The sequence below is a fragment of the Terrabacter sp. 05T424 genome, assembly GCF_056396225.1.
Genome location: NZ_JBFTLB010000002.1, coordinates 133,867 through 156,413 on the forward strand (window position 1 = coordinate 133,867; position 22,547 = coordinate 156,413).

The following is a 22,547-nucleotide window of genomic DNA, read 5'->3' on the forward strand; positions in this document are numbered from 1 at the left end:
GTCGAGTGCCCACTTTCCGACGTCACCGGGCGATGTAGCCGCCGTCGATGTAGAGCTCGAGGCCGGTGACGAACGCGGCGTCGTCGCTGACGAGGTAGGCCACCCCGGCCGCGATCTCGGACGGACGACCGAGGCGACCCATCGGCGTCAGGTCGATCATGACCTGCTCGTACGGGGTGCCCCTCGTCGGATCCAGGATGGGTGTGTCGATGAAGCCGGGGTGGACCGAGTTGACGCGCACCCACTTCGACGCCCAGTGGAGGACGACGTTCTTCGTCAGCGTGCGGACCGCTCCCTTGGCTGCGTGGTAGGCCGGCGAGGTGCCGAACCCTCCGCTCGTGCCGAAGATCGAGCTGATGTTGACGACTGCGCCGTGACCCGAGGCTTTGAGGTGCGGGGCAGCGGTCTTCATGCCGAGGAAGACCCCGGTCTGGTCGGTCGCGACGGTGCGTTCCCAGTCGGCGAGGCTCGTCTCCTCGATCGGCAGCAGGTCGCCCAGCCCGGCGTTGTTGACGAGGATGCCGAGCGAGCCGAACTCGTCGACGGCCTTGGCGACAGCGGCCGCCCAGTCCGCCTCGCTCGTCACGTCGTGCCGCAGGAAGTCGACCCGGGCTCCCGAGGCCCGCAGCTCCTCGGTCGTCGTCGCACCCAGCGTCTCGTTGACGTCGGTCAGCAGCACAGCCGCACCCTCCTCGGCCAGCCGCTGCGCCGTCGCCTTGCCGATGCCGCTCGCAGCGCCGGTCACGAGCGCCACTCGTCCGTCGAGCCGGTTCATGATGATCACTCCAGTTCACTTGTGGGACAGGCACACTGCCTGCCCTTCCAGTCTCTGCCGCCGCGACGAGTAGCACCGCGGTTCATCCCGTACGGGTGGCCGGAGGTGACGAAGCAGACAGCCAGGAGAACGGGCCCTTCGGACACACCGGTCGCAGCGCCCTGTCCTCCCAACCCGACGCACCCTCCTGCGCACCGACAGGCTCGTCGAGTCAGGGTGGCTCGGGGTCGGAATCCGGGTCGACCCCGGTTGCGGGGAGGGCCCCTCGGGTATGACTGTGGAAGCAGTGAGCCTGGCGCACCGCCGGGCCAGTGTGAGATGAGGAGACACCGATGTCGTTCGGTGAGCAGCTCAAGCACAAGGCGGACGAGGTCCACCTGCAGGAGAAGGCGAAGGACTTCGGCGACGCCGTGTTCCAAATGGCGAAGGCAGCCGTGTCGGCCGCGGCCGGCTACGCCCAGGAGAACCGCGAGAAGGTCGACGGGGCATTGGACAAGGCCTCCCTGAAGATCGACGAGAAGACCGGCGGCAAGCACGCCGACACCGTGACCAAGGTTCGAGCCTCGGTCGACAAGGGCATCGACAAGCTCGTCGAGCAGCACGACACGACGACGGCCACCACCCCCACCCCGGCCGCGTCCGTGCCCGACGACAAGCACAGTGCCTTCGACAACCCCAACGAGGACGACTCCCCAGTCGGCAACCCCACCTGAGCCGGCGAACCCCAGGAGCCGCGTGTCACCGCCCCCCTCGGTGACACGCGGCTTCGGCGTCCACGGCCTCGGCTGCGATCGCTGAGCCGGACTCGCAACCGGACTCGCGGCCTGGCTTGCTCAGCGGTAGTCGACCTCGATGTCGCCCGAGCCGGTCCTGACCTGCATCGACGACGAGCTGGTCGGGTCGGTCGCCACGTTGACGTCCTCGCTGCCTGAGCCGGCGTCGAGGCTCAACGCATACCGGGCGTCCTGGGGGACCTTGACCGAGACGTCGCCCGACCCGGTCTGCACGTCGACGGTCGGCGCCACGGCTCCCAGCTCGAGAGCGATGTCTCCGCTGCCGGCATACGCGGTGACCTCCCGCGCCCTCAGGCCCGTCGAGTCGATGTCGCCGGATCCAGTCTTGAGGACGGCGCTGCCGAACGAGCCGGTGACGGACACGTCGCCCGAGCCGTTGTCGACCGTGACGTCCGAGGCGTCCGGCACGGTGACGACGTAGTCGACCCCGCACCAGCCGAAGAGGCCGCCGCAGTCGGACCCGAGCTCGAGAGTCGTGCCGTTGAGGTGCTCCGAGACGGTCGGCTGTGACGACCCCGGACCCCATGCGAGGTGCCGGGCGACCTGGATGCGGCCGGCGGCGCCGCCGCTGACGACCGTGACGTCGTCGGCCCCGCCGATGATGGTGAGGCCGCCGGACGGCATCGCGTACGCCGCCTGCTGGGTGCCTTCGCGCCACAGCCCGCCGGTGATGGAGTCCCAGGACAGCGCCCCGAAGACGCTGGCGAGGAGCAGCGTCGCTCCGAGGCCGGCCACGAGCCAGGAGGCCCCGACCGGGGGCAGCGGTCGCGCGGGTGCGGGCGGGGCAGGCTCGGCCTCATCGACGGCGGGAGCGGCCTCGGCCTGCTGCGTACCTGTCGCCAACGTCGGCCGCAGCCAGGGGTCGCCGAAGGCATCGCCGTGGATGCGGTCGTCGGGAACAGGGGGTCCGGCCGGAGCCGTCGGTCGCGCCCCGGTCGGCTGGGTGCCGTGGGTGGGCTGCTGGTCGCTCATGGTGGTCCTATTCCGAGAGGTAGTGCAGGACGGCGAGGACGCGGCGGTGGTCACCGGCCGTCGTCGGCATGTCGAGCTTGGTGAAGATGGCGTTGACGTGCTTGGCGATCGCGCTCTCGCTCACGTGGAGGGCCCTCGCGATGCCGGTGTTGGAGCGACCCTCGGCCATGAGCGAGAGGGTCTCGCGCTCACGGTCGGTGAGCCGGTGCAGCGGGCTCTTGTCACGCCTCAGCAGCAGCTGGGCGACCACCTCGGGGTCGAGGGCGGTGCCGCCGTCGGCGATGCGGCGCAGCGACTCGACGAACTCGTCGACGTCGGCGACGCGGTCCTTGAGCAGGTAGCCGACGGCGGACGTCGTGCTCGCGAGCAGGTCTGCGGCATAACGCTCTTCGACGTACTGGCTGAGGATGAGGAGCGCGACCTGCGGCCACTGGGCGCGGATGACGAGGGCGGCGCGCAGCCCTTCGTCGGTGTGGGTCGGCGGCATCCGGACGTCGAGCAGGGCGAGGTCGGGCTGGTGCCGTTCGACGGCGACGAGGGCCTCCTCCGCGTCGCCGACCGCCTCGACGACCTCGATGCCGTTGGCGGCGAGCAGACGGCTCAGCCCGTCTCGCAAGAKGGTCGAGTCCTCGGCGATCACGACGCGCACGGCAGCTCCGCCCTGAGCACGGTGGGTCCCCCTGCGGGGCTGGTGACGGTGAGGGTGCCGTCGACGGCGGCGACGCGGTGGGTGAGACCGGTCAGTCCGGTGCCGGCTCCTTCCACAGCGCCGCCGTGGCCGTTGTCGCTCACCTCGACGACGAGGCGCTGCCGGTCGGAGGTCACCCGGACCGCGGCCGAGGTGGCTCCGGAGTGCCTGGCCACGTTGGTCAGCGCCTCGGAGACGACGAAGTAGGCGATGGCCTCGAGGGTGCGGGGCGGACGCACGGCGAGCAGCACGTGCAGGCTCGTCGGCACCGGCGACCGGGCGACGATGCCCGACAGGGCCGCGTCGAGGCCGCGCTCGTCGAGGACGGCCGGGTGCAGTCCGCGGACGAAGCCGCGCAGCTCGGCGAGCGCCTGCTTCGCCTCGTCGTGCGCGTCCTCGATCGCGCGGCGGGTCTCCGGCGGGGCGTCGGGTGCGAGGGTCGAGCGCGCCATGCCCAGGTTGAGGGCGAGCGAGGTGAGCCGCTGCTGGGCACCGTCGTGCAGGTCGCGCTCGATGCGGCGACGCTCCGCGTCTGCTGCGTCGATGACGCCCGCGCGGGTCTGCTCCAGTGCGGTGACACGTGGGCTCAGCTGCTCACCCCGTGTCTCACCGAGCATCGGCCGCATGATCGCGACGTCGAGCGCGGCGGACCACCGCGCGAGCCGCGGGGCCAGCACGATGCAACCGACGCCGAAGGCCGTCGCGAACCAGATCCGCCCCACGCCCTGGAGCACGCCGCCGGGTCGGGAGGCCAGCTCGGGCCCGATCCTCGCCCACAGCGGCGACGAGGCGAGCACGAGACCGCCGCCCCAGCAGAACGCGACGAGCGCCGCGGAGAGTCCGAGAACGACCGGCGCGACGACGCCGTTGTAGGCGAGCTGGCGCCACGTCGTGGCGCGGCCGAGCCTCGCGAGCCACCCCCGCCATCCGGGCTCGACAGGTGCGACAGGCGCGTCGACGACGACGCCGAGCAGGGCCGCCGCCCGCTGCCGGTGCCAGCGGCTCAGCCCTTCGGAGGCCGCGAGGAGCAGACCCACGAAGGCGATCCCGACCACCACGACGAGCAGCCCGGTCGCGAGACCCGCCAGCGTCCAGAGCACCGGCGCCGCGAGCGCCGCGACGAGTCCACCGAGCACGACGTATGCCGTCTGGCGGGGGGCGAGCCTGCGCTCGGTTCGGGAGGGGTTCTTGGTCACGGGTCCACGGTAGGGCGGCCAGGCAGGCAACGACCATGACAACTGCCCCAGACGCACCCTGCAGAAAAGTACAGGTGAGCAGCCGTCCTGCTGATGAAACACTGTCGAATCTCTTTTGATGTCAAGCGAATTGAAGAAACTGCGACTACACGCCCGATTTGCCCGTAAAGGTGGCCGTTTCGTCTAGGTAGTTGCACTCAACCTCGGCGTGAGGGGTATCGCAGCGCCCCCCTCCTCCTTCTGACGTCCGAACAACGACTTCCAAGGAGAGACCACCATGTCGCAGCTCGTCGTCGACGGCCCCGGACGTTCCGGAGCCCGTGCACCGCTCAGCTCCCGCCTCGCCGGCGGGCGCACCGCCCTGACGGCCAAGGCCACCGCCGCGGTCGACCGCCTCCAGGCGTTCCTCGTCGCCTACAGCCTCCACGCCCTGCGGATCAGCCTCGGCCTGATCTTCCTCGGCTTCGGGGTGCTCAAGTTCTTCCCCGGCCTCAGTCCTGCCGAGGCCATGGCATCGGCCACCATCGACCGGCTCACGTTCGGCCTGGTGTCGGGTCACAACGCGGTCCTGCTCACGGCGGTCACCGAGACCGTCATCGGCCTGACGCTCGTCACCGGCAAGTTCCTCCGCGTCGGCGTCGTCATCCTGGGCAGTGCGCTCATCGGCATCATGTCGCCGCTCGCGCTCTTCACGGCCGAGCTGTTCCCGCACGGCCCGACGCTGATGGGCCAGTACGTCCTCAAGGACATCGTCCTGGCTGCCTCGGCCCTCGTCGTCGCGGCCTACGCCCTCGGTGCCCGTCTCGGCCCGGGTTCGGACGACTGACCGGCACGAGGTGCCCATCCGGCGGCAGCCCGCCTCCGGATGGGCACCTCGCCCGTCCCCCGACTCCCGCCTGGCTGCACACGCCAGCACCTGAACTCCTGAAGACCCTTGACCCTGAACGAGGAGCTATCGCCATGACCGCCCTGCCCGCCCTGACCGCCCTGCCCGCCGTTCCTGCCCTGCCCGCCGTTCCTGCCCGGCCGTTCCCCGGCGCCATCCACCTGACGCGCCTCGTCGACACGCCCACCGACCACCGACGCCGTTTCGGGATGGGCGAGGGGCGCCGCGTCCACCGCTTCCCCGCCGCGACCTTCCTCGACCGGTCGGTCGCCCGCGAGGAGCTCGCGATCGCCCGTGACGCCCTCGAGTCCTCCGACCGCGCCGCATCCCGGCGCCTGGCCGGTCTCGGCACAGCCGCCGCGCTGCTGCTCGCCGCCCTCGTCGCGCTGCTCGCCACCGGGCACGGCACCGGCCCGGGAGTCACCGGTTCCTCGGCTCTCTGGGGCGCCGGCGCAGGCCTCGCCGTCGTCGTCGCAGGTCTCGTCGCCGTGCTCCGGCAGCACCAGCGCGAGCACGACGCCCTCTCCGGGCGGGTGCACATGTACGAGGCGCGACTCGAGCAGATCCGCGCCCTCCGCTGAGAGCGCTGCAGGCGGCATACATACTGGGCCGCATGGACGACGCCGTGACCATCCCGACCGAGGCGGGCGAGATGCCCGCCCACCTGTGGCTGCCTCCGACGGGCCAGGGGCCGGGGATCGTCGTTCTCCAGGAGATCTACGGGGTCAGCGCCTACATCCTGCGTCGCGCCGCCCAGCTGGCCGAGCTCGGCTACGTCGTCGCCGCACCCGAGATCTTCTGGCGCCTCGGGGTCACGTCCCCGGTCGAGGGCGACGACGTGCTCCAGCAGGGCATGGCCCTCGTGCAGCGACTGGACTGGCCGGCGGCCGTCACCGACGCCACCGCGACCGTCGAGTGGCTGCGCGACCGCGACGAGGTCACCGGCGGTGTGGGCGCCGTGGGCTTCTGCTTCGGTGGCGGGCTCGGCTTCAACGTCGCGGCCCACCTCGAGTCCGAGGGCTCGGCGCCGCTCGACGCGCTCATCAACTACTACGGCTCCGCGCTGCCGGGGCTGCACGACGTGATGACGGTGACGGCCCCGAGCCTGCACCACTTCGGCCTGTCCGACTCGTTCATCGACACCGACACCGTGCGGCGCATCGAGACGTCGCTGACGCAGCAGCCCGCCACGGTCGTCGAGACGTATGCCGGCGCCGACCACGCGTTCGACAACGACGACATGCCCTGGCACGACGCCGGGGCCTCGACGCTCGCCTGGACCCGCACCGAGGACTTCCTCCGCGAGCGGCTTCCCGTCGCCTGAGACGGCTGCACCGTGTCACCGCTGCTGCCGGACCCGGATCGGGTATGGCTCGAAAGGCGCCGTGAAGCGGGGCCCTGCAAGCGCCTGGTCGCGAGCGAGGAGGCACGGTGAGCGCACACGACGACGGGTCCCATGCCCGCGCGCTCGAGCGTCGCATCTCCGAGGCCACCCCGGGTGACGCCCGCCGGTATGCCTTCGGCGTGGCCCGCCTCGCCTGCTCGACCTCGGGCCTGCGCGACACGCTCGCCCTCGAGGTCGCCCTCGGCGGTCTGGAGCGCTATCCCGAGATCGACGAGCTCGTGCAGCTGTGGGCTCTCGAGCGACGCCTCGACGCCTCATGCGCCTCTCAGCTCGGCGGCGACCCGGTCGACCACTCGCCGGACGAGCTGCTGCGCCACCCGGCGTGCAAGGAGGCACGAGCCGTGTCGGCCGTCATCGCGGCGCTGCTGCCCGACGCCTTCGTGGCCGCGCGAGGAGCGACGCGCGAGGCCCGCGCTGCCGGATGCCGGCAGGCCGACCTCGACTCCACCGCCACCGACCTGCTCTGAGCCCGTCGGGAACTGAGCACTCGACCAGAATCCTCCCGTAGGAAAGTGAGCACTCGACCAGAACCCTCCCGTCGAGTGCTCAGTTCCCGACGCTCCCCTCCCGTCGAGTGCTCAGTTCCCGACGCTCCCCTCCGGTGGAGTGCTCAGTTCCCGACGCTCCCCCTCCCCGTCGAGTGCTCACTTCCGTACGCCGCCGGTGGGCGTCAGCGTGGCAGCGCGGCCGGGAGGTCGGCGGGGTCGGCATCGGGCCAGCGCACAGGGTCGGGACCGAGGGCGTCGAGCTCGACCACCTGCTCGCGGCACCACGTCGACACCGAGCGGGCGCCGGACAGCACATCGCCCGCGAACACCTCCCAGGGCACCCACGTGGTCGTCTCGACCTCGGATGCATCGGGGAGCGGCGCGGGTGCAATGCCGGAGACACGGCCGACGAGGACCGGGCACAGCTCGTGCTCGACGATGCCGTCCTGCTCGGCGCGGTAGGAGAAGCGCGGCAGCACGAGGCGGAGGTTCGCAACGGCCAGACCCAGCTCGTCGGCGACGCGACGGCATACGGCGTCGTGCAGGGCCTCGCCGGGAGCTGGGTGGCCGCACGCAGAGTTGGTCCACACCCCGGGGAAGGTCGCCTTGTCGAGCGCGCGCTGCGTCACGAGCAGGGAGCCCGCGTCGTCGAAGAGGTAGGCGGAGAAGGCGAGGTGCAGCGGCGTGTCGGCGTGGTGGACGCTCGACTTCGGCGCGGTCCCGATGGCCTCACCCTCGGGCGACACGAGCACCACGAGCTCCTCGAAAGGCCCACTGCGAGAGGCGTCCACGGTCACCGGCCCGGCCTCGCGAGCTCGTTGACGGCGCCACGGAAGACCGGCGGCAGCGCGGCAGCGGCCGGCACGAGCAGTCGCCGGCCCCATGACGGGCGGGTCACCTGCACGAGGGTGTGGGTGAGCAGCGCGTAGCGTCGGGTCGCTGCCCGCCACGCGCGTTCGTACGCATCGGGTTCACCGGCGGCGATCGCGGAGACGGCGGCGCGGGCGTGGGCCAGGCCGAGCGAGATCCCCTCGCCGGTGAGGGCGTCGACGTAGCCGCTCGCGTCACCGGCCAGCAGCACCCGACCCGAGACCCGGCGGCTGGTCCGCTGCCGCAACGGGCCGGCGCCACGCACGGCCGTCACGACCGGAGCATCGCCGAGTCGCTCACGCAGCTGCGGGAAGTCGGCCAGGCTGTCGTCGAGAGGTCCCCGCTGTCGGCTCAGCACGGCGACGCCGACGAGGTCGTCCGCGACGGGTGTCACGTAGGCCTCCGAGTGCCGGCTCCAGTGCACCTCGACGTGGTCGCCCCAAGGACGTATGCCGTAGTGCTGGCGCAGCCCGTAGCGCCGCGGTCGGCGCTGGTCCCCCTCTCCGCCCCGACTCTCGTGCGTGCCCACCTCGCGGGTGCGGGGGTCGCGGTCGAGGCCGAGGGAGCGACGGGTCGGCGAGTGCAGCCCGTCGGCCGCGATGACCCACGTGGCCGAGATGGTGGGTGCGGGCCCGCCGGAGTCCTCGGTGCGCACCAGGACGCAATCCTCCTCCTGGATCAGGCCGCACGCCGAGAGCGGGAGCACCTCGATGCCCGCCTCGTCGACGGCGCCGCGAAGCGCGTCGTGCAGCACGGTGCGGCGCACCCCTCGGCCGAGGCCGCCGCTGAAGTCGGCCTCGGCGACCCGGCCGCGGGCGAGGTAGCGGATGCCGCGGAGATCGTGCCCGGGCGGGTCCACGCCGAGGTCTGCGAGCGCCTGCAGGCCGCCGGGCATGAGGCCCTCGCCGCACGCCTTGTCGATCGCGCCCACCCGAGGCTCGATCACGACGGGGGACAGACCGGCCCGGGCGGCATACGCTGCGGCCGCGAGACCGACGGGTCCTCCTCCGATGACGGCGACGTCGATGTGCCGGTCAGCGGTCGGGCTAGAGGGCCGCGCAGCCGTCACGCGGACGCCCCTGCAGGAGAGGCGATCTCGCCCAGCGCATCGTTCTCGACGCGGATGCGGACCGTCAGAAGCACCGCGTTGGCGACGGTGAAGACGATCGCGGTGACCCACGCCGTGTGCACCAGCGGCAGGGCGAGACCTTCGACGACCACGGCGACGTAGTTGGGGTGCGGCAGCAGCCGGTACGGGCCGCGACGCACGAGAGCCAGGCCCGGTACGACGATGACGCGGGTGTTCCACTGGTTGCCGAGCGTCGTGACGCACCACCAGCGCAGCGCCTGGCTCGCGACGACGAGGGCGAGCATGACCCAGCCGAGCGCCGGCACGAAGGTCCGGTCGGCGGCCCACACCTCCGCGACCGCGCCGACCAGCAGACCGGTGTGCAGCACCACCATGAACGGGTAGTGCGACTGGCCGCGCTCGACCCCGCCGTGCGAGAAGGCCCACACCGCATGGCGTTTCGACACGACGAGCTCGGCGACGCGCTCGAGTCCGACGAGGAGCAGGAGGCCCGTGAAGAGCCATTGGGACGTCATGGGGATCCTTCAGCCGGCCGCTCGGAGGAGCACGAGCTCGAGGCAGAAGCCGGGGCCCATCGCCATGAGGACGCCCCACGAACCGGGCGCGGGCGTGTGTTCGGCGAGGGTGTCGGCGAGCACGTGCAGCACGGAGGCGGAGGAGAGGTTGCCGATGCGGTCGAGGGATCGCCAGGTGACCCCGAGCGCCTCACGGTCGACCTCGAGGGCCTCCTGCATCGCGTCGAGCACCTTGGGTCCGCCCGGGTGGGCGACCCACCAGCCGATGTCGCCGCGCGTGAGGCCTTGTGAGGCGAGGAAGCGGTCGACGTCGTCGCGCACGTTCTCGCGCACGAGGTCGGGTACCTCGGCGCCGAGCACGATGCGCAGCCCGGTCGCGCCGACGTCCCAGCCCATCGCACGCTCGGTGTCGGGGTAGAGCCGGCTGCGCGTGGCGACGACGTGCGGCTGGTCGGCGGCGAGGTCGGGTGCACGGTTGGCGCCGACCATGACGACGGCGGCTGCACCGTCGCCGAAGAGGCCGCTCGCGACGAGGTTGGCCGTCGAGGTGTCGTCGCGCTGCACGGTGAGGCTGCAGAGCTCGACGGAGAGCAGCACGGCGACGTCGTCGGGGTGCCCGACGAGGTGGTCGTGCACCCGCGCGACACCGGCGGCCCCGGCCACGCAGCCGAGCCCCACGAGCGGGATGCGCTTCACGTCGTCGCGCAGACCGATCTCGCCGGCGACCCGCGCCTCGATGGACGGGACGGCGAGACCGGTGATCGTCGTCGAGACGATGAGGTCGACGTCGCGCGGCGTCAGGCCCGCCGCGGCGAGCGCCTTGCTGACGGCGTGCGAGCCGAGCTCGGTGCCGACGCGGATGAACTCGTCGTTGGCCTGGCCGAAGTCGGCGAGCTGCCGGTAGCGCTCGAGCGGCAGCGCGAGGTGTCGCTGGCTCACGCCGGCGTTGGCGTGGAACCGCTCGAGGACGGCACGGTCGGTGCCGGTCGAGCCGAGCACGTCGGCGAAGGCCGCGGTGATCTCGGCCTGCGCATAGGTGTGGTCGGGCAGGACGCCTCGGACAGCCGCTAGGTGGCTCACGTCGCCAGCCTAGGCCGCGCCGCGCTCGGCACCACGGCAGGTTGGACAGGGCGGCACGGAGTGGTCACCTGGATCACCTACCCGACCCGCCTAGGCTCGCCTCGTGGCCACGACCCGGGTTCTGCGAGGGCTGGTGCTCGCCTGCCACCCGGGCCCGACGCTCGCGGTGACGGTGCTGACCGCGCTGCTCGCCTGGTCGGCGGGGCACGCGCCGGGGCGTGCCCTGCTCGTGACCGCAGCGGTGCTCACCGGACAGCTCTCGATCGGCTGGTCCAACGACCTCGTCGACGCCCGCCGCGACCGCGCCGTGGGCCGAACCGACAAGCCCGTGGCGACCGGCCTCGTCTCCGAACAGGTTGTGCGCGTCGCGTGCGCGATCGCTCTCGCTGCGTGCGTCGGCCTCTCCCTCGCCTGCGGCCTGGCGTCGGGTCTCGTGCACCTGCTGCTCGGGGTCGCCTCGGGGTGGGCCTACAACCTGTGGTTCAAGCGGACCGTGCTGTCCCCGCTCCCGTATGCCGTCGCCTTCGGTGCGTTGCCCGCAGTCGTCACGCTCGCCCTGCCCACGCCCACCCTGCCCGCCGCGTGGGTGGTGTCGACGGGTGCGCTCCTCGGGGTCGGCGCTCACCTGCTCAACGCCCTGCCCGACCTCGCCGACGACGAGGCGACCGGCGTCCGGGCCCTCCCCCACCTGTTGGGGGCGCAGGTCGTCAGGTGGCTGGCACCCGTGGTGCTGCTCGCCGGAACCGTCGTGGCGGCATACGGCCCGGGGATGGACGCGGCCGGCTGGCTGCTGCTCCGCGTGTGCGTCACCCTGGCCGTCGTCGCGGTGCTGGCGCGCGGTCGGCTGCCGTTCGTCGCTGCGGTGCTCATCGCGCTCGCGAACGTCGTGGCGCTCGTCGCCCGCAGCTGAGGGCTTCGGGGAGGTCGCGCGCTGCTAGCTGGTCGGCGAGATGCGCAGGACGACGCGGTTGCTGTTGCCGCGCCGCAGCACCCACTCGATGGCCATGAAGATGCGGAACTCGGCGCCGTACTTGCGCAGCAGTCGGCGGTTGACGGCCTCGGACGCGGCGCTGTCGCGGATGATCTCGGTCGTGCCCTCGACGACCGCCGAGCCGGGCTCGACGTTGCCGCGTCGGTCGCACGGCTGAAGCGTGACGTTGGGGTTGTGCCGGATGCGCTTGAGCTTGCCCGCGCCCTCGGGGGTGCTGACGATGGCGCCACCGGCGTCGGGCAGCACCCAGACCGGCGTCGCGACCGGTTCGCCGGAGCGACGATAGGTCGTCAGCAGCACGAAGCGTTCGCCGCCGAGGTTGTGGAGCGTGGGCGCCTGGGTCATGGGTGCGTCGTACCCGATCGCCCCCTCGCACCGCACACGCCGTCTCACAGCCGCTCCGATGTTGCTCCGCTCAGGGGAGCAAGGCCCGAGCGCAGGAACTGCGCACTCGATGGTCGAGTGCTCAGTTCCCAACCGAACGCGGCGTCGAGAACTGCGCACTCGATGGTCGTGTGCGGCGCCGTGGTGTCGGCGCCCGTGGCTACGATCGGCGAGTGAGCGCCAAGCCCGCCGTCGTCGACGCACCGAGTCCTGCCGACCCGTCCGGGGTGCGGGAGGTGCGCGTCTCGAGCCCCGACCGCGTGCTGTGGCCGGCCGAGGGGATGGCCGGCGGCAAGCCGGTCACGAAGCTCGACATGGCGCAGTACCTCGTCGCCGTCGCCGACCCGATGCTGCGGGCGCTCGGAGACCGTCCGGTGACGCTGCAGCGCTTCCCCGAGGGCATCGAGGGCGAGGAGTTCTTCTCGAAGAACCCGCCCAAGGGCGTGCCCGACTGGGTGCGCACGGTGATGTGCACCTATCCGTCCGGGCGCAAGCACCCGCAGCTCGTCATCGACGAGATCGCGAGCGCCGTGTGGGCGGCGCAGATGAACACCATCACCTTCCACCCGTGGCCGGTCCGCACTGCGGACGTGAACAACCCCGACGAGCTGCGCATCGACCTCGACCCGCAGCCGGGCCGCGGTTTCACGGATGCGGTCGAGGCGGCATACGCCCTGAGGGAGGTGATGGCCGAGATCGGCCTCACCGCCTGGGCGAAGACGTCGGGCAACCGCGGCGTGCACGTCTATGCCCGCGTGGCCCCGACGCACGAGTTCCTCGACGTGCGCCACGGTGTCATCGGCATCGCGCGCGAGCTCGAGCGGCGGCTGCCCGACCTCGTCACCACGTCGTGGTGGAAGGAGGAGCGGGGCGAACGCATCTTCGTCGACTTCAACCAGGCCTGCCGCGACCGCACCATCGCCTCCGCCTACTCGCCGCGTCCGCTGCCCGGCGCGCCCGTGTCGACACCGGTCACATGGGACGAGCTGCGCGACGTCGACCCGAAGTCGCTCACCGTCCGCACGGTTCCGGGGCTCGTGGCCGAGCGTGGTGACGCGTGGGCGGGCATCGACGACACGATCGGTGACGTGGGTGCGGCAATCGCGCTGTGGGACAATGACGTCCAGGAACGCGGGCTCGGCGAGCTGAACTTCCCGCCGGACTACCCGAAGATGCCCGGCGAGCCGCCCCGGGTGCAGCCGAGCAAGCGTCGCCAGGACAAGCCCGACGCCGAGTACATGGCGCCCAAGGCCGAGCGCGACGCCGAGATGCGCGACGTGTGGGGGCAGGTCGTGCCACCCGTCCCGCCGATGCTCGCCAAGCCGGTCAAGGACTTCTCCGCGGTCAAGTCCGAGGTGCTCTACGAGCCGAAGTGGGACGGCTTCCGCTCGATCATCTACCGGGCCGGCGACCTCGTCGAGATCGGGTCGCGCAACGAGAAGCCGATGACCCGCTACTTCCCCGACATCGTCGAGGCCGTGCTCGCGAACTTCCCCGACAAGGCCGTCATCGACGGCGAGATCATCCTCGTCTCACCGGAGTCCGGCGACCGGCTCGACTTCGACCTGCTCCAGCAGCGCATCCACCCGGCCGCCTCGCGGGTCAAGAAGCTCGCGGCCGAGACACCGGCGTCGTTCGTCGCCTTCGACCTGCTCTCGCTCGACGGCGTCTCCTACATGGACAAGCCGTTCGCCGAGCGCCGGGCCGTGCTCGAGAAGGCGCTCGCGAAGGCCCAGGCCCCGATCCACCTCACCGCGGCGACCCGCGACCAGGACGAGGCGAAGGGCTGGTTCACCCAGTTCGAGGGGGCGGGCCTCGACGGCGTCATCGCCAAGCCGGTCGACGTGCTCTACGAGCCCGACAAGCGGCTCATGTTCAAGCTCAAGCACGAACGCACCGCCGACTGCGTCGTCGCCGGCTACCGCGTGCACAAGAACGGCCCCGACGCCATCGGCTCCCTCCTCCTCGGCCTCTACGACGCCGACGGCCAGCTCGCGTCGATCGGCGTCATCGGTGCGTTCCCGATGGCCCGTCGCAAGGAACTCTTCGAGGAGCTGCAGCCCCTCGTCGCCGAGTGGGACGAGCACCCGTGGAACTGGGCTGCGCCCTCGGAGGACACCGGCGGCGTGCGCACCCCGCGGTCGTCCGAGTACTCCCGGTGGAACAACCAGAAGGACCTCTCGTTCGTGCCGCTGCGGCCCGAGCGAGTCGTCGAGGTGCGCTATGACCACATGGAGGGCACCCGGTTCCGCCACACCGCGCAGTTCGTCCGCTGGCGCGAGGACCGCACCCCCGAGTCGTGCACGTTCGACCAGCTCGACGAGCCGGTCAGCTACGACCTCGCCGACGTCCTCTCCGCGGGCTCCTGACCCTGTGTGGTCACGGCCGGTGACCGATCCCGGTGACCGATCCCGTGACCGAAACAAGTGACCGAGGCCTGTACCGGGGGTGTGCCGCCGGAGCGTGGCGTCCCGACGGCACATCCCCCTGAGCCCGGCGCCGAATGGCGGTTTGGACGTTGCGGTCCCGACCGATGGGAGCGGACGGCGCCGGACGCAACGAGTGTGCGGCGGCACGCGTGGCCGTCGCCGCGCCATCGGGGAAACCTTGGCGAGGTCTTTAACTTGCTGCCGGATAGGTCCGACATGTCGGACAGTGGGCTCCCTGTTCGGAGCCATGGAGATCAGTGGCGCGGCGACCGAGGGTGACGGTGGTGGTGGCGGTCGGCGGCCTTGCGCAGCTGCGAGACGACCTTGGCCTCGGCGTCCTGGAGGGCCACCTTCGTGTCGGTGACGTCGGAGATGCCGATCACGGCCGGCAGCCCACTGACGTGGACCTCGATCGAGGTGCGCATGCCCGGTTGCCCACGGCCCTTGACCCGTAGGCCTACCTTCACTCTAGTGAACGGCGTTGCGGCGCAAGGCATCGCCGGCAGTGAAGACAGTCACGGAGCGCTGTGCCAGGGTAGGTCGGTGCCGGAGCAGGTCGGTGCCGGAGCAGGTCGGTGTCAGAGCAGGTCGGTGAGCTCGCTCCTGGCGCCCGCACGCACGGCGTGCAGCGCGTCGACGGCGGTGCGCGAGTCGCGGGCGGTCGCGGCCAGCGCCTGGCACTCGGCGACGGAGTGCAGCGACAGGGCGAGACGCACGACCGGCACCTTGCTCGGCGCCATCGACAGCGAGGTCACGCCGAGGCCGACGAGCACGAGAGCCAGCAGAGGATCACCCGCGGACTCGCCGCAGACCCCGATCGGCCGGTCGACCTTCGTGGCCCCCTCGCAGGCCGCTCCGACGACGTCGAGCACGGCCGGCTGCCAGGGGTCGAGCAAGTCGGAGAGGGCGCCCTGCATGCGGTCGGCGGCCATCGTGTACTGCGCGAGGTCGTTGGTGCCGAGCGAGCCGAAGTCGACCTCACCGAGCACGTCCTTGGCGCGCAGGGCGGCGCCCGGCACCTCGATCATGACGCCCGCCTTGGGCAGCCCGTTCTCGCGCACGCGGCGGGCGAACCACGCCGCCTCCTCGGCGGTGGCGACCATCGGCGCCATGACGCGCACGTCCGCCCCGGTCTCGCGGGCCGCGACCGCGAGCGCCTCGAGCTGGGCGTCGAGCAGGTCTGGCCGCTCGGCCGAGAGGCGCAGCCCGCGTCGGCCGAGGGCCGGGTTCTCCTCGGGCCCGAGGTCGGCGAACTTCAGCGGTTTGTCGGCTCCGGCGTCGAGGGTGCGCACGACGACGCGGCGGCCCTCGAACGGCGCGAAGACGCCGCGGTAGATCTCGGTCTGCTCCTCGACCGTCGGGGCCTTGGTGGCCGAGAGGTAGACGAACTCGGTGCGGAACAGGCCGACACCCTCGAGGTCCTGGGCGCCGGCTGCGACGGCGTCGTCAACACCGCCGATGTTCGCGAGCAGGGCGACCGCGGCGCCGTCGGAGGTGCGACCCGGGCCGGAGAGGTGCGACAGCGCCTCCTTGCGACGAGCAGCGCGCTCACGCTGGGCGGTCACGAGCGACATGTCGGGGGCGATGCTGACCTCGCCCGAGTCGCCGTCGAGCGCCACGGGTGTGCCGGCCGCGATCGACGTCGCGTGGGGCACCTGCACGACGGCGGGGATGCCCATCTGGGCGGCGAGGATCGCGGTGTGGCTGGTGCGACCGCCCGCCTCGGTGATGATGCCGACGACGAGCGACCGGTCGAGCGTTGCCGTCTCGGCAGGAGCGAGGTCTTCGGCGACGATGACGCTCGGCTCGGAGAAGGCCGGCACACCCGGTGCCGGGACGCCGAGAACGGCTGCGACAGCACGGGACCCGACGTCGCGCAGGTCGGCCACCCGCTCGGCGAAGTAGCCGCCGAGCGCCTCGAACTGGGCGGCATACGTCTCGATGGCGTTGGCGATGGAGTTCGCCCGGCCGTGGCCGGCGGCGAGCTCTTTCGTCGCTGCCTTGACGAGGCCCTTGTCGCGGGCGATGAGAGCCGTCGCCTTTAGGATCTGCTGGGCCGTGTCGTCGACCCGGGTGGCCCGCTCCTCGAGCGAGACCGCGACCGACTCGAACGCCGCCTTCACGTCGGCGAGCGCCGCCTCCTGGTCGTCGACGGCCGGCTCGTTCGCCGGCGGCCGGACCGGTGGCGCGACCTGCACCACCGGCCCGTATGCCGTGCCCGGGCTGACGCCGATTCCCTGCCTGGTCTCGCTGGTTTCCGAGTCGGCCATGACGACTACTCGGCGTCGAGGTCGCGCGACAGCAGCTCGACGAGCGAGTCGAGCGTCTCGTCGGCGCCGTCGCCCTCGGCCGTCAGGACGACCTCCTCGCCGTGCTTGGCCCCGAGGGCCATGACGCCGAGGATGCTCGTCGCGTCGACGGGGTCCTCGCCCGGCTTGGCGATCTCGACGTCGAGGCCGGAGCTGCTCGCGGCCTCGACGAAGAGCGCGGCCGGACGGGCGTGCAGGCCCACCGAGGAGGCGATGGTGACGGTACGGGTTGCCATGTGGCGTGCTCCTTCTTGGATGAGAGGCTGTGCTGACAGGTGTCGTGCGGGGCGGTCGAGCAGTCAAGCGTTCGAGCAGTCAAGCGTTCGAGCGTTCGAGCGGTCGAGCAGTCGTGACCCAGGTCAGCGAGTGACCTGGGTCACGTCCTGATCAGACCGTAGCGGTCGCGTCGATCTCGGCGAGGTTCGTCTCCCGCGACTTGAGGGTGACGACGATGCCGGTCATGACGAGCACCCCGGCCGCGAGGGCGACCAAGAAGAGCAGGAAGTTGCCGATGAGCGGCAGCACCCAGATGCCTCCGTGCGGGGCGCGGAGCGTCGTGCCGAAGAGCATCGCGAGCGCTCCGGTGACGGCGGAACCGACGACCGAGCTGGCGATGATGCGCACCGGGTCGGCCGCGGCGAACGGGATGGCTCCCTCGGAGATGAACGAGAACCCGAGCAGCCAGGCCGCCTTGCCGTTCTCACGCTCGGGCTCGGAGAAGAGGTGCGGGCGGATCGTGGTGGCGAGGGCCATGGAGAGCGGAGCGACCATGCCGGCAGCCATGACGGCGGCCATGATCTTCAGCTGTGGTGCGTCGGTGGACGCACCCGCGGCTGCGAGACCGGTGGTGGCGAACGCGTACGCGACCTTGTTGACCGGGCCACCGAGGTCGAAACCCATCATGGCGCCGAGGATGATGCCGAGGATGATCGAGCTCGCGCCGGTCATGCCCGTGAGCCAGCTGTTGAGGCCGTCGGTGATGCCCTTGATCGGGCGGCCGAGCACCGTGATGAACAGGCCGATCGTGATGAGCGAGCTGAGCAGCGGGATGACGACGACGGGCATGACACCGCGTACGCCCTTGGCGACGTTCCAGCCCGACACCCAGCGGGCGACGAAGCCGCCGAGCAGGCCGGTGACGAGGCCGCCGAGGAACCCTGCGCCCATCGTCGAGGCCACGGCGCCGCCGACGATGCCGGGCACCAGCCCGGGACGGTCGGCGATCGCGAAGGCGATGAAGCCGGAGAGGATCGGCACGAGGAAGCCGAACGAGGCACCGCCGATCACGAAGAGGAGCGCTGCCCACGACGTGAGGCTGAACGGGTTGAAGTTCTGGGCGATGTTGAACTGCCCCTCGGCGGTCAGGCCGTACTTCACGATCTGGATGGCGCCGTCCTGGCCGAGCGCGATCTGGGCGAGCATGAAGGACAGCGCGATGAGGATGCCGCCCGCGGCGACGAACGGGATCATGTAGGAGACACCGGTCATCAGCCACTGGCGCACCTTGGTGGCGGTGCTCGCGCCCTCCTGGACCTTCGAGGTGAGGCCACCCGACGATCCTGCGACGGCCGCAGCCGCGGCGGCGGCCTCTCGCTTGCTCGGGTCGGCGTCCCACTCGGCGACGAGTCGCTCGGCCTGGAGCACGAGAGCCGGGCCGTCGGAGATGCCCTTCTTGACGCCCACGTCGACGAGCGGCTTGCCGGCGAAGCGGCCGGCGTCCTTGACGGGCAGGTCGTGGGCGAAGATCACGGCGTCGGCCGCGGCGATCTGGGCCGCGCTCAGGGGCTTGGACCCCGCCGAGCCCTGGGTCTCGACGAGCATCGTGTGGCCGGCGGCCTTCGCGGCGTTCTCGAGGCCCTCGGCGGCCATGTAGGTGTGGGCGATGCCGGTCGGGCACGACGTGACGCCGACGAGGTTGAGCGTGCGGGCTCCAGGCGTCTCGGCCGTGGCCACGGTGCCGGAAGCTGCACCGGTGCGGTCAACGGCGCCGGCGGACGCCGCAGCGGCAGCCGGGGCGGCGGCACCGGCCGGCTGGTCGAGCTCGACCTCGGCGCTGACGATGCGCACGACCTCGGCCTCGGTGGTGGCCGTTGCGAGGGCGGCCTTGAAGTCCTTCTTCATGAGGGCGCGGGCGAGCTTGGGCAGCATCTGCATGTGCGCGTCACCGCCGCCCTCGGGGGCCGCGATGAGGAAGACGAGCGTGGCCGGGCCGTCCTTGGCGCCCCAGTCGATGCCGCCCCCGTCCGTCGCGCGGCCGAAGACGAGCGACGGCTCGGTGATCGCCGTGCTGCGAGCGTGCGGGATGCCGATGCCGCCGGGCAGGCCGGTCGCCATCGTCTCCTCTCGCTTGCGCACGTCGTCGAGGAAGGTGTCGAGGTCGGTGCACCGGCCGGACGCGACGAGGCGCTCGCCGAGCCTCCGCGTCGCCTCGTGGCGATCGGCACCTGTGAGGTCGAGGACGACCTGCTCTTCGGTGATGAGGGACATGGGGGTTCCTTTCGGAGGATCGGGACGATCGGTGTTCGGCGTCTTGTGTGTGTCCGCTGGGTGGCCGGGTCAGGTGAGGACGCGGTCGAGGTCGGGCTCGTGGGTCAGCTCCGCGCGTATGCCGTCGAGGTCTTCGGGGGTCGGCACGCGGCTTCCGGGGAGGGTGACCGCCGCAGCGCCCCACCTCACCCCGGCCATCAGGGCGTCCGCCGGGTCGAGCCCGGTGGACAGTCCGTGGAGCAGGCCGGCGAGCATGCAGTCGCCGGCGCCCACGGTGGACAGGGGGGCGGCGATCGTGGCCCGGGCGTGCGCCGAGGCCCCGTCGGTCACCAGCAGGGCGCCGTCGCCGCCGAGGCTGACGGCGACGACCTGGATGCCGCCGGCCACGAGCTCGCGGGCGGCGTCACGCACGTGGCCCAGGGTGGGCAGGTCGTGGTCGACGAGCTCGGCGAGCTCCTCGTGGTTCGGCTTGATCAGGTGCGGCTTCGCCGCGACCGCCGCCGCGAACGGGGCACCGGACGAGTCGATGGCGATGCGGCCACCGCGCCCGCGCACCCTGGCGACGAGGACGGCATACAGGTCGACGGGAGCGCCGGGCGGGAGGCTGCCGCAGCCGACGACCCAGGCGGCGCCGGCGCTGCGTTCGAGGGTGGTCTCGACGAGGGCCTCGACCTCGGCCGGCGAGAGGTCCGGGCCGGGCTCGTTGAGCTTCGTCGTCGTGCCGTCGGGCTCGAGGACGCTGATGTTCATGCGGACCGTGCCAGTCACGGGCACGGAGGCGTGGGCGACACCGGCGGTGTCGAGGAGGTCCTCGAGGAGGTGGCCCTCGGGTCCGCCGATCGGGAGCACGGCGGTGGTGTCGGCGCCCTGGGCGGCGAGCGCGCGAGAGACGTTGACGCCCTTGCCTCCCGGGTCGATGCGGCCACCACTGCTGCGGTGCACCTCACCGCGGTGGAGCGCGTCGATGAAGACGGCGCGGTCGATGCTGGGGTTGGGCGTGAGCGTGACGATCATGCGGTCACCACTTCCGGTCCGGCCGCACGGATCTCGGCGGCGACGTCGTCGTCGAGGTCGGTGTCGGTGATGACGAGGTCGATCTCGGACAGCTGGGCGAACCGGTGCAGGTGGTCGTCACCGGCCTTGCTCGAGTCGGTGAGGACGATGCACCGGCGGGCGGCGCGCACCATGGCGCGCTTGACGAGGGACTCGGACTGGTCGGGCGTCGTCAGCCCGCGGGCGACGGAGATGCCGTTCGTGCCGAGCATCGCGAGGTCGACGGTGACGTCGGCGAGGGGGCTGATGGCCCAGTCGCCGACGGCCGCACCGGTGGTGCCGCGCACCCGCCCGCCGAGGAGGTAGAGGTTGATGCCGGGGTGGCTCGACAGGACGCTCGCGGCGGCCAGGCTGTTGGTGAGGACCGTGAGGTCGATGTCGGGCGGGAGCATCTCGGCGACCGAGAGTGACGTCGACCCGGCGTCGAGGATGATGCTGCCGCCGCTCGGCAGCTCGTCGAGGGCGCGGGCCGCGATGCGGCGCTTGACGTCGGCCAGGCGGCCCGAGCGCGTGGCGAGCGACGGCTCGACCTCGAGGCGCTCGACGGGGATCGCGCCACCGTGGACCCGGCGCAGCGACCCGCGGCGCTCGAGGGCGGTGAGGTCGCGGCGGACGGTCTCGGCGGCGACCCCCAGGGAGTCGGCGAGCGCGGTGACCTCGACGCGGCCGGCACGGCGTGCCTCGGCGATGATGCGCTGCTGCCGCTCCGCTGCGTACACCCGGACTCCCTCGTCCTGTCGTCCCTGCGGGCCCCACCTCGGGCCGTTGCTCTAGGAAACCACCGGCTCGGTTCGATGTAAAGAGATTCGGGCACCCGTTTTTGTGGGAATCGATCCGGAAACACAGATTCATGCCCGAACCGGGCAGCGCGTCCGGCGCCCGGTCGCGGGCGCAACCCGGTCCTGCGGCATACAGTTCGGCTCATGCAGAGCAGCACGTTCACGCTGACGACCCCCGACAGCACCGAGGTCTTCGTCAACCGGTGGCTCCCCGACGGCCGGGCCAAGGCGGTCGTGCAGATCGCACACGGGCTCGCCGAGCACTCCAGCCGCTACGCCCGCTTCGCGCAGCGCCTCACCGACCACGGGTATGCCGTCTACGGCTCCGACCACCGCGGCCACGGCCAGACGTCCGGCCAGTCGTCCGGGAAGCGCGGCTTCTTCAACGAGAAGGACGGCTGGCAGGCCGTCGTCGACGACCTGCACGCCGTCACCGACACGGCGCGCGAGGAGCAGCCGGGGCTGCCCGTCTTCCTCCTCGGCCACAGCATGGGCTCGTTCATCGCCCGCGGGTATGCGGCCCAGTACGGTTCCGAGCTCGCCGGCCTCGTGCTGTCGGGAACCGCGGGCGGCGCAGGCGCCCTCGGCAAGGTCGGCGTCTTCCTCGCCGCCACCCAGGCCCGGCTGCGCGGCCACACCCACACGAGTGGCCTCATGAACACCCTGACGTTCGGGCAGTACAACTCGGCGTTCAAGCCAGTCCGCACCCAGTTCGACTGGCTGTCGAGGGATCCCGACGAGGTCGACAAGTACATCAACGACCCCGACTGCGGGTTTGTCTTCAGCGCAGGCGGATTCGCCGACCTGCTGCGCGGTCTCGAGACCGTCAACGGCGACAGGTCTGCTTCGCGCATCCCCAAGAGCCTGCCCGTCCACATCGTCTCGGGCGACAAGGACCCCGTCGGCGCGAACGGCAAGGGCGTGCGCGCGGTGGCCGACCAGCTGCGTCGCCTCGGCGTGCAGGACGTGACGCTCACGCTCTGGCCCGACGCGCGGCACGAGATCCTCAACGAGACCAACCGCGACGAGGTGGAGGCCGAGCTGCTCGAGTGGCTCGACTCCCATCTCGTCGCCGCACGCTCATGACCGGGCCGGTGCGCGTCATCATCGGCGTGGTGCTGCTGGCGATGGGCGCCCTGTGGACCCTGCAGGGGCTCGGCTACGTCGGCGGGAGCGGCATGTCGGGCCACGTCATCTGGGCCGTGATCGGCCCGATCGTCGCGGTCGCCGGCCTGGGTCTGGCGCTGTCCCGCCCGCGCAAGCAGTAGAAGGGTCCGTCGGAAACTGAGCACTCGACTGAAGGCGGGCCCAAGACTCACTCGAGTGCCCACCTTCCGACGCCCACGTCCATCGAGT

The 22,547-nt window shown here is 71.7% G+C and carries 24 protein-coding genes; 9 read left to right on the plus strand and 15 right to left on the minus strand.

Annotated elements, in window-relative coordinates; genetic code table 11:
* Positions 1–22 precede the first annotated feature (22 nt).
* Complete coding sequence (locus tag AC1DE0_RS05680) at positions 23–775, minus strand: SDR family NAD(P)-dependent oxidoreductase (protein ID WP_478098075.1); 753 nt, start codon at positions 773–775, stop codon at positions 23–25.
* A 332-nt stretch (positions 776–1,107) separates the two neighbouring features.
* Here AC1DE0_RS05680 and AC1DE0_RS05685 point away from each other — a divergent pair, with 332 nt between their 5' ends.
* Positions 1,108–1,488: an antitoxin gene (locus AC1DE0_RS05685; protein WP_478098077.1), complete on the plus strand. Its 381-nt coding sequence runs from the start codon at positions 1,108–1,110 to the stop codon at positions 1,486–1,488.
* Between the two features lie 120 nt (positions 1,489–1,608).
* Here AC1DE0_RS05685 and AC1DE0_RS05690 read toward each other — a convergent pair whose 3' ends face one another.
* Genes AC1DE0_RS05690 through AC1DE0_RS05700 form a run of 3 tightly spaced genes read right to left on the minus strand, consistent with a single transcriptional unit; the run spans position 1,609 to position 4,425 of the window.
* Entirely contained in the window at positions 1,609–2,541 is a 933-nt protein-coding gene (locus AC1DE0_RS05690; protein ID WP_478098079.1) for a DUF4097 family beta strand repeat-containing protein, read from the minus strand.
* A gap of 7 nt (positions 2,542–2,548) precedes the next feature.
* Positions 2,549–3,190: a response regulator transcription factor gene (locus AC1DE0_RS05695; RefSeq protein ID WP_478098081.1), complete on the minus strand. Its 642-nt coding sequence runs from the start codon at positions 3,188–3,190 to the stop codon at positions 2,549–2,551.
* On the minus strand, positions 3,178–4,425 hold the full coding sequence (locus AC1DE0_RS05700; RefSeq protein WP_478098083.1) for a sensor histidine kinase: 1,248 nt from the start codon (positions 4,423–4,425) through the stop codon (positions 3,178–3,180). Before AC1DE0_RS05700 ends, AC1DE0_RS05695 begins: the two co-directional genes overlap by 13 nt.
* 277 nt (positions 4,426–4,702) lie before the next feature.
* Here AC1DE0_RS05700 and AC1DE0_RS05705 point away from each other — a divergent pair, with 277 nt between their 5' ends.
* The 4 genes from AC1DE0_RS05705 (at position 4,703) to AC1DE0_RS05720 (ending at position 7,183) form a co-directional block, all read left to right on the plus strand.
* Complete coding sequence (locus tag AC1DE0_RS05705) at positions 4,703–5,251, plus strand: DoxX family membrane protein (protein ID WP_478098085.1); 549 nt, start codon at positions 4,703–4,705, stop codon at positions 5,249–5,251.
* A 134-nt stretch (positions 5,252–5,385) separates the two neighbouring features.
* Entirely contained in the window at positions 5,386–5,892 is a 507-nt protein-coding gene (locus tag AC1DE0_RS05710; protein ID WP_478098087.1) for a hypothetical protein, read from the plus strand.
* Between the two features lie 32 nt (positions 5,893–5,924).
* Complete coding sequence (locus AC1DE0_RS05715; protein ID WP_478098089.1) at positions 5,925–6,635, plus strand: dienelactone hydrolase family protein; 711 nt, start codon at positions 5,925–5,927, stop codon at positions 6,633–6,635.
* A gap of 107 nt (positions 6,636–6,742) precedes the next feature.
* The gene (locus AC1DE0_RS05720) at positions 6,743–7,183 is read left to right on the plus strand and encodes a hypothetical protein (protein ID WP_478098091.1); all 441 of its coding nucleotides are present in this window, start codon (positions 6,743–6,745) and stop codon (positions 7,181–7,183) included.
* Between the two features lie 203 nt (positions 7,184–7,386).
* Here AC1DE0_RS05720 and idi read toward each other — a convergent pair whose 3' ends face one another.
* The 4 genes from idi to AC1DE0_RS05740 are packed head-to-tail and all read right to left on the minus strand — an operon-like array spanning position 7,387 to position 10,759.
* Positions 7,387–8,001, minus strand: a complete 615-nt coding sequence (idi, locus tag AC1DE0_RS05725) for an isopentenyl-diphosphate Delta-isomerase (RefSeq protein WP_478098093.1) — start codon at positions 7,999–8,001, stop codon at positions 7,387–7,389.
* Positions 7,998–9,143, minus strand: a complete 1,146-nt coding sequence (locus AC1DE0_RS05730) for an NAD(P)/FAD-dependent oxidoreductase (RefSeq protein WP_478098095.1) — start codon at positions 9,141–9,143, stop codon at positions 7,998–8,000. Before AC1DE0_RS05730 ends, idi begins: the two co-directional genes overlap by 4 nt.
* Entirely contained in the window at positions 9,140–9,679 is a 540-nt protein-coding gene (locus AC1DE0_RS05735) for an isoprenylcysteine carboxyl methyltransferase family protein (RefSeq protein ID WP_478098097.1), read from the minus strand. Before AC1DE0_RS05735 ends, AC1DE0_RS05730 begins: the two co-directional genes overlap by 4 nt.
* Positions 9,680–9,688: 9 nt before the next feature.
* Positions 9,689–10,759: a type III polyketide synthase gene (locus AC1DE0_RS05740; RefSeq protein WP_478098099.1), complete on the minus strand. Its 1,071-nt coding sequence runs from the start codon at positions 10,757–10,759 to the stop codon at positions 9,689–9,691.
* A 103-nt stretch (positions 10,760–10,862) separates the two neighbouring features.
* Here AC1DE0_RS05740 and AC1DE0_RS05745 point away from each other — a divergent pair, with 103 nt between their 5' ends.
* Entirely contained in the window at positions 10,863–11,669 is an 807-nt protein-coding gene (locus tag AC1DE0_RS05745; protein ID WP_478098101.1) for a UbiA family prenyltransferase, read from the plus strand.
* Between the two features lie 24 nt (positions 11,670–11,693).
* Here the strand turns inward: AC1DE0_RS05745 and AC1DE0_RS05750 are convergent, their stop codons facing one another.
* Complete coding sequence (locus AC1DE0_RS05750; RefSeq protein WP_478098103.1) at positions 11,694–12,095, minus strand: PPOX class F420-dependent oxidoreductase; 402 nt, start codon at positions 12,093–12,095, stop codon at positions 11,694–11,696.
* Positions 12,096–12,307: 212 nt separating this feature from the next.
* On the opposite strand from AC1DE0_RS05750, the gene AC1DE0_RS05755 reads away from it, so the two are divergent.
* Complete coding sequence (locus tag AC1DE0_RS05755) at positions 12,308–14,503, plus strand: ATP-dependent DNA ligase (protein ID WP_478098105.1); 2,196 nt, start codon at positions 12,308–12,310, stop codon at positions 14,501–14,503.
* 314 nt (positions 14,504–14,817) lie between these two features.
* Here the strand turns inward: AC1DE0_RS05755 and AC1DE0_RS05760 are convergent, their stop codons facing one another.
* The 6 genes from AC1DE0_RS05760 to AC1DE0_RS05785 form a co-directional block, all read right to left on the minus strand.
* Positions 14,818–14,988: a hypothetical protein gene (locus AC1DE0_RS05760; RefSeq protein ID WP_478098107.1), complete on the minus strand. Its 171-nt coding sequence runs from the start codon at positions 14,986–14,988 to the stop codon at positions 14,818–14,820.
* A gap of 153 nt (positions 14,989–15,141) precedes the next feature.
* Positions 15,142–16,833: a phosphoenolpyruvate--protein phosphotransferase gene (ptsP, locus tag AC1DE0_RS05765; protein ID WP_478098109.1), complete on the minus strand. Its 1,692-nt coding sequence runs from the start codon at positions 16,831–16,833 to the stop codon at positions 15,142–15,144.
* Between the two features lie 5 nt (positions 16,834–16,838).
* Positions 16,839–17,108, minus strand: a complete 270-nt coding sequence (locus AC1DE0_RS05770) for an HPr family phosphocarrier protein (RefSeq protein WP_478098110.1) — start codon at positions 17,106–17,108, stop codon at positions 16,839–16,841.
* 151 nt (positions 17,109–17,259) lie between these two features.
* Positions 17,260–19,359: a PTS fructose transporter subunit IIABC gene (locus AC1DE0_RS05775; RefSeq protein ID WP_478098112.1), complete on the minus strand. Its 2,100-nt coding sequence runs from the start codon at positions 19,357–19,359 to the stop codon at positions 17,260–17,262.
* 69 nt (positions 19,360–19,428) lie between these two features.
* Entirely contained in the window at positions 19,429–20,373 is a 945-nt protein-coding gene (gene pfkB, locus AC1DE0_RS05780) for a 1-phosphofructokinase (protein WP_478098114.1), read from the minus strand.
* On the minus strand, positions 20,370–21,131 hold the full coding sequence (locus tag AC1DE0_RS05785; protein ID WP_478098116.1) for a DeoR/GlpR family DNA-binding transcription regulator: 762 nt from the start codon (positions 21,129–21,131) through the stop codon (positions 20,370–20,372). The genes pfkB and AC1DE0_RS05785 overlap by 4 nt, the downstream gene beginning before the upstream one ends.
* A 204-nt stretch (positions 21,132–21,335) precedes the next feature.
* On the opposite strand from AC1DE0_RS05785, the gene AC1DE0_RS05790 reads away from it, so the two are divergent.
* Together AC1DE0_RS05790 and AC1DE0_RS05795 are read left to right on the plus strand one after the other, a co-directional pair.
* Positions 21,336–22,277 carry a lysophospholipase gene (locus tag AC1DE0_RS05790; RefSeq protein ID WP_478098118.1) on the plus strand — a complete coding sequence of 314 codons (942 nt, stop codon included), beginning with the start codon at positions 21,336–21,338 and terminating at the stop codon, positions 22,275–22,277.
* Positions 22,274–22,459: a hypothetical protein gene (locus tag AC1DE0_RS05795; protein ID WP_478098119.1), complete on the plus strand. Its 186-nt coding sequence runs from the start codon at positions 22,274–22,276 to the stop codon at positions 22,457–22,459. Before AC1DE0_RS05790 ends, AC1DE0_RS05795 begins: the two co-directional genes overlap by 4 nt.
* The last annotated feature ends 88 nt before the right edge of the window (positions 22,460–22,547 follow it).

What these genes read in the sequence shown, in the direction of transcription:
- AC1DE0_RS05680 (WP_478098075.1), bottom strand. Translation starts at nt 775, where the DNA reads ATGAACCGGCTCGACGGACGAGTGGCGCTCGTGACCGGCGCTGCGAGC.
- AC1DE0_RS05685 (WP_478098077.1), top strand. Translation starts at nt 1,108, where the DNA reads ATGTCGTTCGGTGAGCAGCTCAAGCACAAGGCGGACGAGGTCCACCTG.
- AC1DE0_RS05690 (WP_478098079.1), bottom strand. Translation starts at nt 2,541, where the DNA reads ATGAGCGACCAGCAGCCCACCCACGGCACCCAGCCGACCGGGGCGCGA.
- AC1DE0_RS05705 (WP_478098085.1), top strand. Translation starts at nt 4,703, where the DNA reads ATGTCGCAGCTCGTCGTCGACGGCCCCGGACGTTCCGGAGCCCGTGCA.
- AC1DE0_RS05710 (WP_478098087.1), top strand. Translation starts at nt 5,386, where the DNA reads ATGACCGCCCTGCCCGCCCTGACCGCCCTGCCCGCCGTTCCTGCCCTG.
- AC1DE0_RS05715 (WP_478098089.1), top strand. Translation starts at nt 5,925, where the DNA reads ATGGACGACGCCGTGACCATCCCGACCGAGGCGGGCGAGATGCCCGCC.
- AC1DE0_RS05735 (WP_478098097.1), bottom strand. Translation starts at nt 9,679, where the DNA reads ATGACGTCCCAATGGCTCTTCACGGGCCTCCTGCTCCTCGTCGGACTC.
- AC1DE0_RS05750 (WP_478098103.1), bottom strand. Translation starts at nt 12,095, where the DNA reads ATGACCCAGGCGCCCACGCTCCACAACCTCGGCGGCGAACGCTTCGTG.
- AC1DE0_RS05760 (WP_478098107.1), bottom strand. Translation starts at nt 14,988, where the DNA reads ATGCGCACCTCGATCGAGGTCCACGTCAGTGGGCTGCCGGCCGTGATC.
- ptsP (WP_478098109.1), bottom strand. Translation starts at nt 16,833, where the DNA reads ATGGCCGACTCGGAAACCAGCGAGACCAGGCAGGGAATCGGCGTCAGC.
- AC1DE0_RS05770 (WP_478098110.1), bottom strand. Translation starts at nt 17,108, where the DNA reads ATGGCAACCCGTACCGTCACCATCGCCTCCTCGGTGGGCCTGCACGCC.
- AC1DE0_RS05775 (WP_478098112.1), bottom strand. Translation starts at nt 19,359, where the DNA reads ATGTCCCTCATCACCGAAGAGCAGGTCGTCCTCGACCTCACAGGTGCC.
- pfkB (WP_478098114.1), bottom strand. Translation starts at nt 20,373, where the DNA reads ATGATCGTCACGCTCACGCCCAACCCCAGCATCGACCGCGCCGTCTTC.
- AC1DE0_RS05790 (WP_478098118.1), top strand. Translation starts at nt 21,336, where the DNA reads ATGCAGAGCAGCACGTTCACGCTGACGACCCCCGACAGCACCGAGGTC.
- AC1DE0_RS05795 (WP_478098119.1), top strand. Translation starts at nt 22,274, where the DNA reads ATGACCGGGCCGGTGCGCGTCATCATCGGCGTGGTGCTGCTGGCGATG.